The 15,973-nt window shown below is 48.1% G+C and carries 18 protein-coding genes; 7 read left to right on the top strand and 11 right to left on the bottom strand.

Translation table 11 applies throughout. The annotated features are described in order from the left end of the window. Positions 1-88 precede the first annotated feature (88 nt). The 11 genes from thiI to ACPLJI_RS03480 form a co-directional block, all read right to left on the bottom strand. Positions 89-1,270 (bottom strand): tRNA uracil 4-sulfurtransferase ThiI, encoded by a 1,182-nt coding sequence (gene thiI, locus ACPLJI_RS03530; RefSeq protein ID WP_424730173.1) that lies wholly within the window; start codon positions 1,268-1,270, stop codon positions 89-91. Then, complete coding sequence (locus ACPLJI_RS03525; RefSeq protein WP_424730172.1) at positions 1,257-2,501, bottom strand: methanogenesis marker 16 metalloprotein; 1,245 nt, start codon at positions 2,499-2,501, stop codon at positions 1,257-1,259. Before ACPLJI_RS03525 ends, thiI begins: the two co-directional genes overlap by 14 nt. Before the next feature lie 49 nt (positions 2,502-2,550). Continuing rightward, complete coding sequence (gene alaS / locus ACPLJI_RS03520; protein ID WP_424741135.1) at positions 2,551-5,244, bottom strand: alanine--tRNA ligase; 2,694 nt, start codon at positions 5,242-5,244, stop codon at positions 2,551-2,553. 84 nt (positions 5,245-5,328) lie between these two features. Further along, positions 5,329-5,637 carry a 50S ribosomal protein P1 gene (rpl12p, locus tag ACPLJI_RS03515; RefSeq protein ID WP_013295096.1) on the bottom strand — a complete coding sequence of 103 codons (309 nt, stop codon included), beginning with the start codon at positions 5,635-5,637 and terminating at the stop codon, positions 5,329-5,331. Between the two features lie 50 nt (positions 5,638-5,687). Further along, a complete protein-coding gene (locus ACPLJI_RS03510; RefSeq protein ID WP_424731577.1) occupies positions 5,688-6,698 on the bottom strand; it encodes a 50S ribosomal protein L10 in 1,011 nt (336 codons plus the stop codon). Then, a complete protein-coding gene (locus ACPLJI_RS03505) occupies positions 6,699-7,337 on the bottom strand; it encodes a 50S ribosomal protein L1 (RefSeq protein ID WP_160323219.1) in 639 nt (212 codons plus the stop codon). It lies immediately after the preceding gene. Positions 7,338-7,415: 78 nt separating this feature from the next. After that, positions 7,416-7,898, bottom strand: a complete 483-nt coding sequence (locus tag ACPLJI_RS03500; RefSeq protein WP_237778842.1) for a 50S ribosomal protein L11 — start codon at positions 7,896-7,898, stop codon at positions 7,416-7,418. Next, on the bottom strand, positions 7,898-8,377 hold the full coding sequence (locus tag ACPLJI_RS03495) for a transcription elongation factor Spt5 (protein WP_424731576.1): 480 nt from the start codon (positions 8,375-8,377) through the stop codon (positions 7,898-7,900). Before ACPLJI_RS03495 ends, ACPLJI_RS03500 begins: the two co-directional genes overlap by 1 nt. A gap of 49 nt (positions 8,378-8,426) precedes the next feature. Beyond that, positions 8,427-8,606: a protein translocase SEC61 complex subunit gamma gene (locus tag ACPLJI_RS03490; protein WP_424731575.1), complete on the bottom strand. Its 180-nt coding sequence runs from the start codon at positions 8,604-8,606 to the stop codon at positions 8,427-8,429. Between the two features lie 122 nt (positions 8,607-8,728). Then, positions 8,729-9,874, bottom strand: a complete 1,146-nt coding sequence (gene ftsZ / locus ACPLJI_RS03485; RefSeq protein ID WP_424731574.1) for a cell division protein FtsZ — start codon at positions 9,872-9,874, stop codon at positions 8,729-8,731. 231 nt (positions 9,875-10,105) lie between these two features. Continuing rightward, positions 10,106-10,666, bottom strand: a complete 561-nt coding sequence (locus ACPLJI_RS03480; RefSeq protein ID WP_424731573.1) for a pyruvate kinase alpha/beta domain-containing protein — start codon at positions 10,664-10,666, stop codon at positions 10,106-10,108. 173 nt (positions 10,667-10,839) lie between these two features. On the opposite strand from ACPLJI_RS03480, the gene comA reads away from it, so the two are divergent. The 7 genes from comA (at position 10,840) to ACPLJI_RS03445 (ending at position 15,901) form a co-directional block, all read left to right on the top strand. Further along, on the top strand, positions 10,840-11,616 hold the full coding sequence (comA, locus tag ACPLJI_RS03475; RefSeq protein WP_424731572.1) for a phosphosulfolactate synthase: 777 nt from the start codon (positions 10,840-10,842) through the stop codon (positions 11,614-11,616). Then, positions 11,616-12,395 carry an ATP-binding cassette domain-containing protein gene (locus ACPLJI_RS03470; RefSeq protein WP_424731571.1) on the top strand — a complete coding sequence of 260 codons (780 nt, stop codon included), beginning with the start codon at positions 11,616-11,618 and terminating at the stop codon, positions 12,393-12,395. Before comA ends, ACPLJI_RS03470 begins: the two co-directional genes overlap by 1 nt. Before the next feature lie 35 nt (positions 12,396-12,430). Beyond that, positions 12,431-13,132 (top strand): GTP-binding protein, encoded by a 702-nt coding sequence (locus ACPLJI_RS03465; RefSeq protein WP_424731570.1) that lies wholly within the window; start codon positions 12,431-12,433, stop codon positions 13,130-13,132. A 16-nt stretch (positions 13,133-13,148) separates the two neighbouring features. After that, entirely contained in the window at positions 13,149-13,826 is a 678-nt protein-coding gene (locus ACPLJI_RS03460) for a (Fe-S)-binding protein (RefSeq protein ID WP_424731579.1), read from the top strand. Between the two features lie 58 nt (positions 13,827-13,884). After that, positions 13,885-14,727 (top strand): coenzyme F420-0:L-glutamate ligase, encoded by an 843-nt coding sequence (locus ACPLJI_RS03455; RefSeq protein WP_424731569.1) that lies wholly within the window; start codon positions 13,885-13,887, stop codon positions 14,725-14,727. 120 nt (positions 14,728-14,847) lie between these two features. After that, the gene (tfe, locus tag ACPLJI_RS03450; RefSeq protein WP_424731568.1) at positions 14,848-15,384 is read left to right on the top strand and encodes a transcription factor E; all 537 of its coding nucleotides are present in this window, start codon (positions 14,848-14,850) and stop codon (positions 15,382-15,384) included. A 31-nt stretch (positions 15,385-15,415) separates the two neighbouring features. After that, a complete protein-coding gene (locus ACPLJI_RS03445; RefSeq protein WP_424731567.1) occupies positions 15,416-15,901 on the top strand; it encodes a TIGR00295 family protein in 486 nt (161 codons plus the stop codon). Positions 15,902-15,973 lie beyond the last annotated feature (72 nt).

The following is a 15,973-nucleotide window of genomic DNA, read 5'->3' as shown; positions in this document are numbered from 1 at the left end:
TCCAGAAGATAGTGAGTTAATTAACTGGATTCTTTATATAAAAGATGGGATCTGATTATTTAAAAAGTTATCCACAGCCCTGCAGGGATCACTCCAGGCTTCCTGTTTCTGAAGCCGATCTGAAGATCCTCTCGATTTCATCTTCAACCAGGATTTTTTCTGAGATTTCCCTGACAGCGGCTGGATCTGCTGCTGTTGATGGATGGCGGGGTACGGCACCGCATCCACCATCCGGTATCACCGAGATGTCGTAGGTGCCTATCCTCTTTGCAAGAGCCTCTATCTCCACCTTGTCCATGCCTATGAGGGGGCTGAGGACGGGCATCCTCACAGCCATCCTTGTGGCGAGGATGTTTGGAAGGGTCTGGGATGCCACCTGTCCAAGGCTGCTCCCATCGACTATTGCAAGTGCCCCCTCCTCCTCCGCAACCAGCTCGGCGAGGCGGTACATTCCAGCCTTACATAGGACACAGGTCATATTCTCAGGGGCTTCCCTCCTGCATTTTTCAAGGTAACTTCCATACCTGAAAATTCTGAGTTTGAATTCAACTCCCGCAGAATACTCTGCAAGTTTTGAAGCGATTTTCTCAACCTTATCAAGGGACTCGGGAGCTGTGAATGGTGAGTTATCGGTGTGGACCGCCACTACCTGGCATCCCCTTTTCATGAGGAGATAGGTGGCAACAGGTGAGTCTATCCCTCCAGATAAAAGAGCAACAACCTTACCCTGTGTGCCGGCAGGGAGGCCGCCAGGCCCCTGGATGACCCTGTGGTAGATGTAAGTCAGGTTATTCCTTATTTCAAGGTGGATCTCAAGGTCAGGGTTTCCAAGGTCCACCGGGGCTCCTATCTCCCTGACCACAACTGAACCTGCAAAGGCTGCCATCTCCTGGCTTGTGAAGTCATGCTGGCCAACCCTTCTGCATCTTATGGCGAATGGTGTTCTCTCTGTGATGAGGCCCTCAAGTTTCAGTTCACCAGTGTATTCCCTGATGGCCCTCTCTATAACATCAAAATCAGTTTCAACCGTAACCGCAGGTGAAAAGGATACCACCCCAAAGATCCTTGAAAGTTTATCGAGGGCCTCATCCATGTTATCAGGAAAGACGAATATTCTTCCATGCCTGATTTCTGCTCTGCAGCTGAAAGCGGACCTTATATTGTGAAGGAGTTTTTTTTCAAATCTTTTTCTAACAGAAGGCCCCTTAATTGCAACCTCACCGTATCTCACAAGTATAACGTCATATTCAAGAATACTAACACCCCCCAATGAGGAAATTGCCCTTCTTTATGAGTTCTTTGAGTTCAAGGGCAAGTCTGGATGCCCTCACCCTGTCTGACTGTCTGCACACTATGGGCACATCCATCTCACCAATTCTGACTTCACCTGTATCCATCTCATAGGCCCCCTGTGGACATGAAAAGGCGCATACACCACATCCAAAGCACCTATCAGTGTCCAGGCCATCACCTATTGCATGGGTTGGGCACCTCTCCGCTGCCAGGCATTTGAGACAGTCAGAACACCTTTCAGGGTTGTAGGTGGGTCTCTCCTCACCCCCCCATGTATCCGCGTAGGTTACCTCATGGATTACCCTTGAGCGATCCCTCACATCTGCTACGGGTAACCCTATATCTGAATTAAGAACCAGAAGTCTCTCAAAGGCCCTCTCAGATGTTACAGGCAGTGGGACTGCGATGGTGTTGAATATCTCGGGCCCTGCGGCTGTCCTGAATCCACCAATGTAATCATGGTTCATCTCATGCAGGTCCCCGCTGAGCATGAGATTCGGTCTCTTGGGACTGCTCCTTGTGCCCTCACCCAGCACGAGCCCCCTGGCACCATTTAAAAGTACACTGGTTCCCCTCCTGATGAAATCCATCCCGGGATCATTTTCAAGGGGGTTGATATCACCGCAACCTGAAAATGAGAGACCCCCACAGTGGGGTGGCATTTCAAATGCATTGAATATGGATCTTACAGGTCTATCGGAGGGGTTGACAATGGCTGTGTAGTTTCTGAATGCCATCCTTGTCCCTATTATCCTCGCTGTTTCAATATCCCTTAGGGTAACTGTGGATTCAACTACCTCACCATCTGTTGATGTTACGGTCACATCAACCTCAGATCCCATGAGAAGGTCCCTGATAAGAAATCCCCCACCGTAATCAGGATCCCTTAGGCTTCTGGCTGTCCCATAGATGAAGATGTCCACTGAACCCAGGTTTTCATTTGGACATGGACCTGGATATGCAGGTATACCGTTCAGTTCAGCTGAAACAGCCTTCCTGAATGAACCAGGTTCAGATACCCTGAAATGCATGACCGCAGCTGTCCCGGACATTACCCCGCATGTGGCGGCTGTTACCACGTCAACCTCATCTGCAGATGGGGCCTCATCGTTGAGGACCAGCTCCTTGAGCTCCCCTGCTGTTAGAACGGTTGCTTCACCATCCAGTATCCTCTCATTTATTTCTGAGATGGTCCTCCTCAAATTCATCACCAGACAATGACATGAACAGTTATTTTCGCATATATCCCCCTCAGATTCATCTGCCAAATGATTCGAGTGATGATCTTGCCTCCTCAAGGGCCTCATGGATTTTATCCTTTCTTTTACCTGCCCCCTGTGCAAGGTGGGGTTTTCCGCCTCCTCCACCTCCAAGGACCCCTGCAGCTGATGATATAACCTCATTTATCCTTAAACCCATCTTGACCGCGTCATCAGAGGCTGCACCAACTATCTGGCCCTCAAAATTTGCAAGGACAACTGCTTCAGCCGATTCTGTGAGTTCAAGGGCCATGTTCTTCATCTCATCCATGTCCGCCTCAACCGTGTCTATGATGACCCTCAGGCCGTTAAGATCCTCCACCCTATCCCTTACCTCCAGGATTTTGAGTGAAGCCATTTCCTCCTTAAGACGTGAAACCTCATTTCTGAGGGCCTTCCACTCTGTGAAGAATCTCTCAGAGGTGCGCGGAAGCTGTGAGGGTGTTACCTTGAATACATCTGCACTCTCCCTCAGTATATCCCTGTTTTTCTGCATGAGCTCAATGGCCGATGCCCCTGCAGAGAATTCTATCCTCTCAACACCATCCTGTATGCGTTCGGTTCGGTTGATCATTATTAGGCCTATGTCCCCGGTTCTGTTAACATGGGTACCTGCACATGCCTGTACATCCACTCCGGGAATCTCAACGACCCTTATCATGGAGCCAGGCACAACACCTCCCTGATAGAGTATGAATCCGTACCTTTTCTCTGCAATGTCCCTGTCCATCCACCTGACATCAAGGGGGATGTTTCTCATGACGTATTCGTTGGCCAGCCTCTCCATCTCATCAAGTTCCCCCTGAGTTATCCTCCTGTAATGTGAGAGGTCTATCCTTGAACTCTTAACACCCTTCTGGGCCCCTGCCTGCCATATATGGTCTCCAAGGACCCGCCTTGCAGCTGCAACTATGAGGTGGGTTGCTGTGTGGTTCCTTGTAAGCTGAAGTCTTCTATCTGAATCAATGCAACCCCTTACAGTTTCCCCTGGTTTAAGGCAGATTTCATCGTCTGTTCTGTGCAGGACCACGTTACCTATCTTCTCTGCATGCTTTATCCGGATCCTGCAGCCGTCTGCCTCAATGTAACCGGTGTCAGATGGCTGGCCGCCGCCCTCAGGGTAAAAGAGTGTCCTGTCAAGTATGACACCGTCCTCATACACCCCCATAACACTGGCTTCGAATTCCAGGTCCGGTCGTGCATAGAACAGGAGCTCTGTCTGAGGATAATCAAGATGAAGGTCCTCCTCTGAAATTTCAGTTTCAGCCTCATTCATCTCTGCCACCAGGGTGTAGAAGTTGTCAGGAATTTTAACATTGAAGCCTGATTCCTCTGCTATCTCCTTTATGGTTTCAGGGGGGATTCCATGGGAGTCATATAATTTTATGAGAATTTCAAGGGGCATCTCGCTCTTATTATCCTTCCTGAGGTATTTTATGGTCTTCTCCACAATCCTCCGGCCCCTTGCCACGGTCTTTGCATACCTGTGTTCCTCAAGGTCTATGATGTTGAGTATGTGTTCATGGTGCTCCCTTATCTCAGGGTAGTGGCCCTCAAGGAACTCCACCTGGATGTTCATTATATCCTTCAGGGACTCCCTCATCCCCAGTTCCTTCATCAGCCTCAGTGTCCTCCTGATTATGAGCCTTGCAAGGTAGCCCTCCTTGACATTTGAGGGTATGACACCATCAGCAAGCATGAAGGCGAGGCAGCGTGTATGGTCGGCTATGGCATAAATGGACTCCATGGGGGCTGCTGCACGCTCAAGTTCACTTGCTGAGATTCCAAGTTTATCAGCAACCCTTTTTCGAAGTTCTCTGAGATCAGCATAGGTTTCTATGTCCATCATTCCAGCTACACGGGCATTTTCTGCCAGGATTTCCTCGTTGATTTCCACTCCTGTCAGTTCAAGCAGCTTTTCAATTACCGGGCCAAAGCATGCATCGTAGGCTGTTGGTGTCCCCTGGGATATCCAGGCAAATCTCTCAAGTCCATAGCCGGTGTCAACTATCTTGAGTGGGATCTCCTCCCTGCCACCATCTGGAAGGGTGCGGTACTGTATAAAAACAAGGGTCGCCAGTTCAACCCCCCTGACACAGACCTCATAACAGGGCCCCTCGTTTCCTCCGCCCTGCCACCAGGATTCTATAAAGGTTATCTCAGATGGATCAATACCTATATGAGTCATGAATTCATGACAGTACTTTATTGTCTCTTCTTCCCAGTAAACTGTGTTATCTTCAGAGTTGAATGCATGGTGTCCGCCCATCGTGAAACATGTGAGGTGTCTGCCTGTTCTTCCAACGTTATCAACGTCGTTGAGTCTTATTGACGGCTGTGCCACAACAAGAGGGTTTGCAGGTGGCTTCACAAGGCCGGATGTCACCCATGGCTGAAAGTTGTATATGGATGCTCCAACAAGAAACACGTCGTCCCGCCAGCGCTTTGCAAGTACCGGATATCTCCTGATGGGCTCATGGCCCCTTTCAGCGAAAAATCCTATGAATTCATCCTGTATCTCATACAGGTCATAGCTCCTTGAGGTTGCGGGATTGCCTATAAAATCATATTCATCACAGGGGGCATCTCCACATGTTCTACGTTCCCTTATTGACCAGAAGGTATTCCCACAGGACTCGCATTCATATTTTCTGTATCCCAGTTCTTCAAGCTGACGAGACATGGTAATCATTGAAAACAGTTTTTATGATAAAATCAGAATCAGGAAAAATAAATTTTTTGCCATTGGTTATGGCAGAAAAAAATAGAAAAGAGTTTAACCGAAGAGTGCGCCGAGACCGGCTGCTGCTTCCTCTTCAGCTTCCTCTTCTTCTTCCTCTTCTTCCTCTTCTTCTTCAGCCTCTTCGGCTGCTGCTGCAGGTGCTGCGGCTGCTGCAGGTGCTGCTGCTACAGCTGTTGTTTCCATTGCCTCTTCAATGTCCACATCTTCAAGGGCTGCTATTAGAGCCTTGACCCTTGCATCATCCACTTCAGCACCTGCTGCTTCAAGAACACTTTTAACGTTTTCTTCGTTGATCTCCTTACCGGTTGTGTGCAGTAACATTGCTGCGTATATGTATTCCATATGATCACCTCAAATTTTTATTTTTTAGGTTAACTATGCCAGTAAAGTGTTTATCCGAAGAGTGCGCCGAGACCAGCGGCTGCATCCTCTTCTTCCTCTTCTTCTTCCTCTTCAGCTTCTTCTTCAACCTCTTCCTCTTTCTCTTCAGGGACATGTGCTGCTGCCCTTGAAGACAATTTATCCCTCAGTTCATCATCAACTGCTTCATCATTAACCTCTGCAGCTGCAGCGGCCAGTGCAAGCATCTGGGCATAGGCCTTTGCAAGCAGCAGATCAGTGGTCTCTGAGGTGAGGATTGATGCATTGTATGCAAGGTTGAATGACTTCGAAGCAGCCTTCTGGATAATCGCAGGCATTGTTTCGCGTGTGTATATAACTGCGTTAACTGATAGATTAAATGCCTGTGAAAATGCTTTCTGAATGTCAGATAAGGTTTTTTCCTCATCTATGGTCAAAATGTCTGCTGTGTAGACTGTCTGATTTTCGTATGCTGCCCTGAGGTCTATTCCCACCTCAAGTGGCTGTATATCCAGCCTTGTTAATATTCCTGCCACCTTTGGTGGTATCTCTTCCCCTGCCTTCACCACAACGTGGTCATTTGAAACCACGATCTTTCCCTTCTCGATCTTGGCGGGGATGCCTATCTGCTGAAGCTCCCCCAGGATTGGGCCGGGTGCGAAGCCGGTATCCCCCTTGGGGACAACTATATCTGCAGGTGCTATGGCCCCTGGCTTGGCAGGAGCAGGGGTTTTACTGTCCTCAAGGATCTTGAAGAGTTTGAATGGGTTCATGTCAGTGAATATGAGTGCAGGCTGGCCCTCCATATAATCAGAGAGGGAATCAACGTTTTCAAGTTCTCTGCCAGCTTTTTCCAGGGCAAGGCTGATCAGTGTCTTCTTTGACATTCTGATGAGTGCGCTGTCACGGAGTGTCTGGCGCATCTTCTGCAGCTGTCTTGCAGGTATATCTGCAAGGTTAGCTATACCAACCACTTCATGACTTTTGATGAGGTCCTGAAGCTCCTGAACCTCCTTCTTCTTCCATTCAGCCACGTGAGCCATTTAAATCACCCTCACTACCGGGCCCATGGTCGTTTTAACGTACATGGACTTGAGCTGATTTCTGCCCTTCTCAAGTTTGCGGTCAATTGTCTGCAGAACCGCCTCTATGTTCTCGGCAAGTTTCTCATCATCCATATCCTCTGTGCCAACCACAGTATGAACCACAGGCTGGTCCTTGATTCTCACCTTGACCGTGTCCCTGAGTTTCTTGAGTATGGGCTCCGGGTTTACTGTTGCTGGCACCGGTTTTGGCATCTTCTTTCTGGGTCCAAGAACCGGTCCAAGGAACCGTCCCACCAGGGGCATCATATCTGCCTGGGCCACAAAGAATTCGTAGCTGTTGGCAAGTTTTTTTGCTTCCTTTCGGTTTTTGCCAAGTTCTTCAAGTTCATCCTTGGTTATCACAAGGTCGGCTCCAGCGTTCTTAGCCTGGAGAGCCAGTTCCCCATCGGCTATCACGGCAATTTTAACATCCTTACCGCGGCCGTTGGGTAGAGAAACTTCCTCGTCAAACCTGTTCTCTGGTTTGTTGACGTCAAGGTCCTTGATGTTAAGAATAACATCCATGGACTGTGTGAAGTTTCTCGGCCTTGAAAGTTCCTTGGCCTTCTTCACCGCTTCCATAATCTCCTGTTGCATTTCTGAATCCTCCATGAACTTCAAAAAATAAGTTCATATGATGGGGTTAGTTATGTGATTCTCAAGATTTATAAATTTTTATGATGTGAGGAGGTCATCATAGGCTCCCTGATCAACTTCCCTCTGGACCTCCCTGGGGTCCTTGCCGTTCACTGTTACACCCATGCTAACACAGGTGCCCATGATCTCCTTGACTGCACGTTTGTAGTCGTTTGAGAGGAGGGCATCGAACTTCATCCTTGCTATCTTCAGCACCTGCTCCATGGATATGTCTGCTATCTTGTCCATACCAGGGTCCTGTGAACCCTTCTCGATCTTCAGTTCATCCATGATCAGGGCGGTTGTTGGCGGCGTACCGACCTCAACCTCAAAGTCCCTGGTGTCAGTATCAACTATGATCTTAACAGGGACCTTCATCCCCTCAAAATCCGCTGTCTTGCGGTTTATCTCCTCAACAACCTGCATCATGTTAATTCCAAGCGGACCAATCGCAGGACCCAGTGGCGGTCCTGGAGTGGCTTTTCCACCATCAATAAGAATTTCAACGGTTTCTTTAGCCATTAATCAGCCTCCTTTTGTATTATTCTAATCTGATCACCTTTAACTGTTACAGGAATGGGCACTGCGGCCTCTATGAGTTCAAGTACAACTTCCTCTCTGGATTCGTCTATACGGATAACCTTTGCCCTTTCACCCTTGAATGGTCCTGAGATCAGCTCAACGATGCTGCCCTTCTTAATGGATGATATTATGGGCTCGGGTTTGAGGAATCTCTTAACCTCCTCGAATACTATCTCTGATTCGCCCTCGGTTTTTCCCTCAACAACACCCCTTAAGTGGGGAACCCTTATTGCAGGGTTTCTCATGTCGATCTTTGAAGAGGACTCAACAAGGATGTAGCCCCTGAGGGACTCTGGAACAAGAATCGCGTTTATCTCAATGCCACTATCCCTTACCTTCCTGGCCAGCATCCTTGCCACATTCTTCTCCTGACCCACCGAGGTCTTAAGGGCGTAGATGGAATTTTTACTATCTTCCATTAAGAACACAACCTCATATATATAATTCACTGTGACTTTTCAGTAAGAGCTAACCACCCAGTAACTGGGCGATTATAGTTATTATGAATCCTATGACACCTATCAGTATTATACCGATGCCTGTCACCTTTGACACGTTGAGGTATTCCTCACTTGTGGGTTTCTTTGATACCTTCAATACCCTCTTTGACTGCTTGATAAAATTCAGAACAGAATCCCTGTATTTCATGATTTATCCCCGCTAATTTATAATGATTAAAAACAAGGATGATGATCGGGATGAGTGATGGAGTAATCTATCCTTCAAGATTTATAAATGTTTTCATTGATGTGGGGGTATATGGAAGAATATCAGAAAACTCCATCTATAAATTCTTCCAGCACAGACTCATCCACAGAGTCCTTCTCCCGCTGTTTTTCCTCGAAGAACTCCTTTTCTGCAGACCCATGTGAGCCATATATGTAAGGTGACCTCACGCCCGCAACAACGATCGTTGTTCTTATAACGTTCTGCAGTTCATCCTGAATCTGTGCACCCCATATTATGTTTGCATCGGGATCCAGTTCCTCGGCAACAACCTCAACTATCCTCTCGGCCTCCTGAAGTGTCAGGTCAGAGCTTCCAGAGATATTTATAAGTGCACCCCTTGCATTTGATATGTCCAGATCAAGCAGCGGGCTGTTAAGAGCCTCGTAAACTGATTCAAGGGCCCTGTCACCTGCTTCGGCTTCACCCATTCCAATCATTGCCATTCCTGAACCCTTCATTATGCTCCTCACATCAGCAAAGTCAAGGCTCACAAGACCCGGCCTGGTTATGAGTTCAGTTATGCCCTTGACGGCCCTTCCAAGGATTTCATCTGCAACCATGAATGCCTTGTTGAGGGGAAGGTTGGGGGCAACCTCAAGAAGCTTGTCATTGGGGATCACTATCACGGTATCAGCAGCGCTCTGAAGTTTCTCAAGACCCCTCTCAGCATTCTCCCTTCTTTTAAGGCCCTCCGCACTGAAGGGCATTGTTGCAACTGCTATTGTGAGTGCACCGGCCTTTTTGGCCAGCTTGGAGATCACAGGTGCCGATCCGGTTCCTGTACCTCCCCCGAGACCGCAGGTCACAAAGACCATGTCAGCCCCTTCAAGCTCCCTGCGGATATCATCCTCGCTTTCCTCAGCACATTCCTCTCCAACCTCAGGGACTCCACCTGCACCAAGACCCCCACACACATTCCTTCCTATGAGCAGCTTCCGGTTCGCCACAGTGTAGAAGAGGTCCTGTGCATCTGTGTTAATGGCTATTGTCTCAGCGCCTTCAACCCCTATTTCACTGAGCCTCGTTACGGTGTTGTTACCTGCCCCACCGGTTCCAACAACGTATATCTTTGCCCTGCTATTTTCGATTATTTCCCGAAGTTCCTGATCGATTTCTGAGTTCATTGAGCTGGAAGATGGCCTTTCCCTTTTCTCAGATTCCTTTATGGCATCGTTAATGAATTTCACTTACTACCCCCACATTTATCTATGAAATATGATTATGTGATAATACATATTTAAAAGCAACGGTTTAAGTGGCACCAATGAACCCATGGGTCCCGATCAAAATTAAAAATCAGTTTCTGTGACCTCTGAAAATACCGGTACAATGTTGGGGCGAAATGGAATTATGGTATGGTCACCGGGACATGAAAATCATGAATTCCGGCAACCCACCCATACCATGCAGGTAACGGACTATGGTCTTGGCACTGCAATGATTTCATGGATTCTCAGGTCAAATACGCTGTTCATATGCGCCGGTGTGAGAACCAGGGCCGTGTCAGCGCCCCATGCTGTGCCTCCTATGGCAATGACCTCCCTATCAACAGGTATGAGGCCTGCGTCGGCTGTCATTATCGCTATCTCAACACAAACCTTGAAGCCCTGTGAAACCATCCTGAGGGTTTCGGCCATCACCTCAACAGGTGTGACCCCACCGAACCTATTTGATATGCCCCTTCCTACACCGCTGAGTGCATGTGAACCTGCATATACGCTGATGCCCCTTTCAATCAGTTTCTCCCTCATCAAAGATTCAAGTTCAAGTTTGCCCTTCTCCCTGAAGCCTGCATGGTGTGTTACAGAAACAATGTTTCCCTCAACAATCTCAGATAACCTGAGTGCTGTTTCACCGGAGACCGAGGCGACCACAAAGTCCCTGATCCCAAGTTCATCTGCCCTTTCCTTAACAAGTTCAAGGACCCTTTCAGTGTTCTCCTTCCCTGGCCTTTCAAAGTAGCATGTACTCTTCATCACATGTACCACCACCTATTAATATATGATGAGATCCCAAAAAAATAGTGATGGGATTCGGATTCATATCCCATGAAACCCATATGAGAATAAATTATTTATAAAGGTAGTAAACATATGAATTTAAATTAATATGCCGTTGGTGTTTATTCTGACTCAATCCAGAAGGTGATAAAATGAACGCCTTTGACTTTCTCACCCCTCCAAGGCGTGGGAAACCCAGAAAAAATGGAATAACCATGGTTCTCGATAAGGGAATGGGTATTAAAACAGCCCGTGACCTGATGGAGATTTCATCAGATTACGTTGATTTCATAAAGTTTGGATGGGGAACCCTCCCGCTGCACAGACGCGATGCTGTCATTGAAAAAATAGAGATGTACCGTTCATTCGATGTGGAGGCCTATCCAGGAGGAACCCTATTTGAGATCGCCTACCTCAACGATAAAATTCAGGAATACCTCGACGAGGCACGAAGCCTTGGTTTTGAAACACTGGAAATATCAAATGGAACCGTTGAGATAGAAACTGATGAAAAATGTGAACTTATAGAGAAAGCGATCGACGATGGGTTCCAGATCATATCAGAGGTTGGTAAAAAGGACCCTGTAAGGGACAGGCTCCTCAGCCCGGAGGATCGGGTTGAACTTGTCAGGGCCGACCTCAAAGCTGGAGCCTCTATGGTGCTCATGGAGGCCAGGGAAAGTGGCCACAATATAGGTATATACGATGAGAATGGAAACATAAAGGTGGAAGAATTCAACCAGCTCCTCAATGAACTCCCGCAGGATCGGATAATATGGGAGGCCCCGCAGAAAAACCAGCAGGTTTACTTCATACTGAAAATAGGACCAGACGTTAACCTTGGAAACATACCCCCTGAAGAGATAACAGCCCTTGAAACCATAAGAAGAGGCTTGAGGGGAGATACTCTCGGAAAGGTGAATCTTTAATGATAGAAAAAATCACAGTAATTGGCGGTTATGACAAATACGGAGAGAAGGAACCCGTTGAGAAGGTCGAAATAAGAAAAGGTGAAATCTTTGGTGTGGTCGGCCCAACAGGAAGCGGTAAAAGTTCACTTATAGGTGACATTGAACAGCTGGCCCAGAAGGACACCTTCTCCAAGAGAAAAATCCTGGTGAACGACGAAGAACCAAGTTATGAGGACCGTACAAACCCCCGAAAGAAGATGGTGGCCCAGCTCTCCCAGAACATGAACTTCCTGGCGGACATGACAGTAGGGGAGTTTCTCAGCCTTCACGCCAAGTGCAGGGGTGCCAGTGAAAAGTGTGTTGATCGTGTGATCGAACTTGCAAACACACTCACCGGTGAGCCCATCAAAAAGGAGCACGACCTCACAATACTCAGTGGGGGGCAGTCAAGGGCCCTCATGGTTGCAGATGTGGCCATAATAAGTGACTCTCCCATAGTGCTCATAGATGAAATTGAAAATGCAGGTATAAGGAAACACGATGCGCTCAAGGTACTTGCAGGACACGGTAAAATAGTTCTGGTTGTAACCCACGACCCCGTGCTTGCACTCATGACCGACAAGAGGATAGTGATGAAGCATGGTGGTATGCAGAAGATAGTTACAACAACACCCCAGGAGAAGAAGATATCCCGTGAACTCAACAAGATAGATGAACTCATGCTCAGCCTCCGTGAGAAGGTGAGGAGGGGAGAGCTGGTTGAGAGCATAGACCTCACAGAGATAATAAAAGGTTAAGCTGAAAGCTGCACCAGTTACAGAAGGGAAAGGATATGAGAATGGTAATAGTTGCTGGAACACCAGGATCCGGGAAAACAGCAGTCCTCATGCACACACTGAAAAGCCTCAAGGCTAGGGGATTCGATTCATCGGTGGTAAAAATAGACTGCCTATACACCGATGACGACAAGAAGTTTGAGAAGATAGGCGCGCCCACACTTGTGGGCCTCTCAATGGATATGTGCCCGGACCACTACGCCATCTATAACATAGATGACATGATAAAATGGGCAGAGAAGAATGAATCAGACTTCCTCATCATTGAAACAGCAGGATTATGTCACCGCTGCGCCCCATACACAAAGAACTGCCTTGGAGTTTGCGTCATAGACGCTACAAGCGGTCCCAACACTCCCCTCAAGGTTGGGCCCTTCCTCTCAACTGCAGACATCGCCGTGGTGACCAAGGGGGATATGATATCCCAGGCAGAGAGGGAAATATTCAGGGAGCGTATACTGGAGGTTAACCCCTCAGCAAAGATAATAGAGGCAAATGGCCTCAGTGGACAGGGCTGCATGGAACTTGCAGAGGAAATGATAGAGAGCAGAGAGGTTTCCCTTGAAAACGAGGAACTCCGTCACTCAGCACCCCTTGCAGTCTGCACCCTCTGTGTGGGTGAGACCAGGGTCAACAAGAAGCACCACAGGGGAATACTCAGAAGAATAGATGGCTTCCAGACCTATGAGGGAGAATGAAAAGAGGGTCTTTCAGATGCCAGGAGACAGATCACTCAGAGAAATGGTTACAGAACTTCTTCCAGGATACAACTGCGGTATCTGTGGCTATGCGAGGTGCGATGAATACGCCTCCGCACTCCTTAAGGGGCGGACAGAGATCGACAGATGCCACTTCATGTACCAGGAGCTCTTTGCAGACAACCTTCAGAAGCTCCAGGAGATCCTCAAGGAGGAGGACCTTCTGCCAGAGGAGAAGAAGGTTGTGGGTGTCCTTGAAGGTTACGAGGCAGATTTCATACTGAAGCCCCTACCCCACGAGGGTTCATGCAGGGAGGTACTCTTTCCATTTTCAAGGACTGAACTTAAAAAGGGGGATATAATCCGTTACAGGCCCCTGGGGTGCCCCATAACCCACTTTGCAGAGATACTGGATGAAAACAATGGGCTCATAACTGTCCACATCGTGGGGCCATGTCACCGCCTTGGCAGTGAGGACTTTGAGTTCCAGGACATCGGGGTCTGCATGGTGGGGGGCTTCGAGGGCATGATTGATGGGGAACTCCCCAACATCGGCGACACGGTGAGATTCCTCCCGGCCCACTGCATGATGCAGAAGGTCCACTCGGGGGTTGTGGTGCAGCTTGAAGGCAGGAGGGCCATCATAGAGGGCATAGACCTCAAGGTCTGGGCTCCGCCGGTTAGGGTCAGATGAACATTCCCATCGACCTTTACTTTAATTGAGAGGAGTGCACTCCGAGGACCAGATGAAAATGTCCACAGCTGGATACACCACGGTACCTGTGAGGACAGAGTACATAAGGCCAGGTGAGGGTTTATCGAAAATCGTGGATGGAGCAGGTGAGCTTGTCATGGATGGGGATTTCCTCGTGGTCTCTGAAACCCCCATCTCGGTTGCCCAGGGAAACCTGGTTGATGAATCAGAATTTGAAGCCTCCAGGACCGCCATCATTCTTGCAGACCTCTGGTCAAAGTACATCTGGGGCCATATCCTCGGGCCCATTTTTGGAATAAAAGAAAGAACACTGAAAAACCTCAGAAACCTTCCCCCTGAGGCAAGAAACCATAAGGAGGTTGTGCTCAGATATTATGGGCTGAAACATGCCCTCAAACCTGCCTCTGAGGCCGGAATTGATCTGAGCAATGTCCCGGGCACATATGTTTCACTTCTTCCTGAAAACCCGGGGGATGCTGCAAAATCCATTGCAGAGGGGATTCTGAGGAAATTCTGTGTCGATGTCACCGTGGTTGTTATTGACACCGACGCAACTTACCGGATCCTCGGAAGGTATTTCACATCACTTCCCACGGCTGCGCAGGGTATAATCTCAGATACAGGGTTCCTGGGTTACATTGCAGGGAGGTTTTCCAGGGAAAGATGGCCAACTCCCCTTGCATCATCAAGGCCCACTGCCACTGAGGTACTCCTTGAGGTGGCATCAGCCGCCGAAGGGTACCATGAAAGGCACAGCAGCAGAAAAACCGTTTATGATATGGCCAGTGAACTTGGAAGTGAACCCGAGACAGTTACAGTTGAAATGCTGTCCTCACTGGAACATGTGCCGGCGGTTATTGTTAGACCCCCGCTGCGGTGAGGGCTCATGAATTTTATAAAATTTTAAATAAGATTAGGCACATAAATGGGAGTGCACTCAAAAAATTTGATTGATTCGGCATACCCGTATGCAGTTATTTCTCAAGCTGGAGGATTTCAATTGATTGATGATCAGATGCTACAAGAGTTGATCCATGAGATTATCACTGAGGAGGAAGAGGATGAGGCAGTGCCGGTTCTGGAGTGCCTCATGAAGGGAAAGGTAACAGATGAGGAGATTTCAGAGAAAACCCAGCTTAAACTCAACATAGTCAGAAGAATACTCTACAAGCTCTATGATGCAGGGGTGGCAAGCTACAAGAGAAGCAAGGACCCTGAAACACAGTGGTACACCTACACATGGAAATTTGAACCTGAAAAGGTTACAGAGATGATAAAGAGGAAGCACGACGAAATAGTTAAAAAACTAAGGGAAGCCCTGGACTTCGAGGAGAACAACATGTTCTTTGTATGCGTAAACGGACATTACCGCTTCACCTTCGATGAAGCTGCTGAAGAGAACTTCACATGCCCTGAATGCGGCTCTGAAATGGAATTCATGGACAACTCTGAAATAATACAGCAGCTGAAGGATGAGCTAAGCCTCTACGAAAACAACGGTTTTGATACTACCCACACCCAGACTCTGAATTCCTAGAAATCACGAATTTTGATTGAAGGGTGTTTTCTTGAGCATCCATCTACTTCGAAGTGCTGGATGTCCTGAATGGGTGGTGGACCACTCACTGGCCGTCAGGAAAAAGGCCCTTGAACTGGCAGGAACCCTCCCTGTTAACAGAGAACTTGTGGAAGAAGGTGCCCTGCTTCATGATATAGGCCGCTGCAGGACAAGTGGAGTTGAGCACGCCGTCGAGGGGGCCCGTATCCTCAGGGAACTCGGTTACCCTGTGGAGGTCATCAGGATAGTCCAAAGGCATGTGGGTGCAGGGATACCTGATGATGAGGCTGAGGCCCTTGGACTTCCGCCTGGAAACTACATGCCAGAGACCCTTGAAGAGAAGATTGTTGCCCATGCAGATAACCTCATAAATGGTTCAGATGAGGTTGATATTGATTTTGTGATTAAAAAATGGTCTGATCGTCTTGGAAAGAATCATCCATCAATAGATCGTCTCAGACAGCTTCATGAAGAACTCATGAAGATGTCAAGATAGTGAGACCCTCAGATAATGAGCGGCAGGACATGCACCCATCCACACATTTTCGCCAGACCATCATATTAATTA

Source organism: Methanothermobacter sp. (assembly GCF_049720995.1).
GTDB lineage: Archaea > Methanobacteriota > Methanobacteria > Methanobacteriales > Methanothermobacteraceae > Methanothermobacter.
The sequence above is the reverse complement of the archived record's forward strand: the minus strand, read 5'-3'. Positions and strand labels throughout refer to the sequence as shown.

Coding starts and splice junctions, on each gene's coding strand:
- ACPLJI_RS03495 (WP_424731576.1), bottom strand. CDS start 8,377: ATGGAAGATAGTAAAAATTCCATCTACGCCCTTAAGACCTCGGTGGGT.
- ACPLJI_RS03490 (WP_424731575.1), bottom strand. CDS start 8,606: ATGAAATACAGGGATTCTGTTCTGAATTTTATCAAGCAGTCAAAGAGG.
- ACPLJI_RS03500 (WP_237778842.1), bottom strand. CDS start 7,898: ATGGCTAAAGAAACCGTTGAAATTCTTATTGATGGTGGAAAAGCCACT.
- ACPLJI_RS03510 (WP_424731577.1), bottom strand. CDS start 6,698: ATGGCTCACGTGGCTGAATGGAAGAAGAAGGAGGTTCAGGAGCTTCAG.
- ACPLJI_RS03525 (WP_424730172.1), bottom strand. CDS start 2,501: ATGAATTTGAGGAGGACCATCTCAGAAATAAATGAGAGGATACTGGAT.
- ACPLJI_RS03455 (WP_424731569.1), top strand. CDS start 13,885: ATGTCCACAGCTGGATACACCACGGTACCTGTGAGGACAGAGTACATA.
- ACPLJI_RS03465 (WP_424731570.1), top strand. CDS start 12,431: ATGAGAATGGTAATAGTTGCTGGAACACCAGGATCCGGGAAAACAGCA.
- ACPLJI_RS03505 (WP_160323219.1), bottom strand. CDS start 7,337: ATGCAACAGGAGATTATGGAAGCGGTGAAGAAGGCCAAGGAACTTTCA.
- alaS (WP_424741135.1), bottom strand. CDS start 5,244: ATGATTACCATGTCTCGTCAGCTTGAAGAACTGGGATACAGAAAATAT.
- ACPLJI_RS03470 (WP_424731571.1), top strand. CDS start 11,616: ATGATAGAAAAAATCACAGTAATTGGCGGTTATGACAAATACGGAGAG.
- ACPLJI_RS03460 (WP_424731579.1), top strand. CDS start 13,149: ATGCCAGGAGACAGATCACTCAGAGAAATGGTTACAGAACTTCTTCCA.
- rpl12p (WP_013295096.1), bottom strand. CDS start 5,637: ATGGAATACATATACGCAGCAATGTTACTGCACACAACCGGTAAGGAG.
- comA (WP_424731572.1), top strand. CDS start 10,840: ATGAACGCCTTTGACTTTCTCACCCCTCCAAGGCGTGGGAAACCCAGA.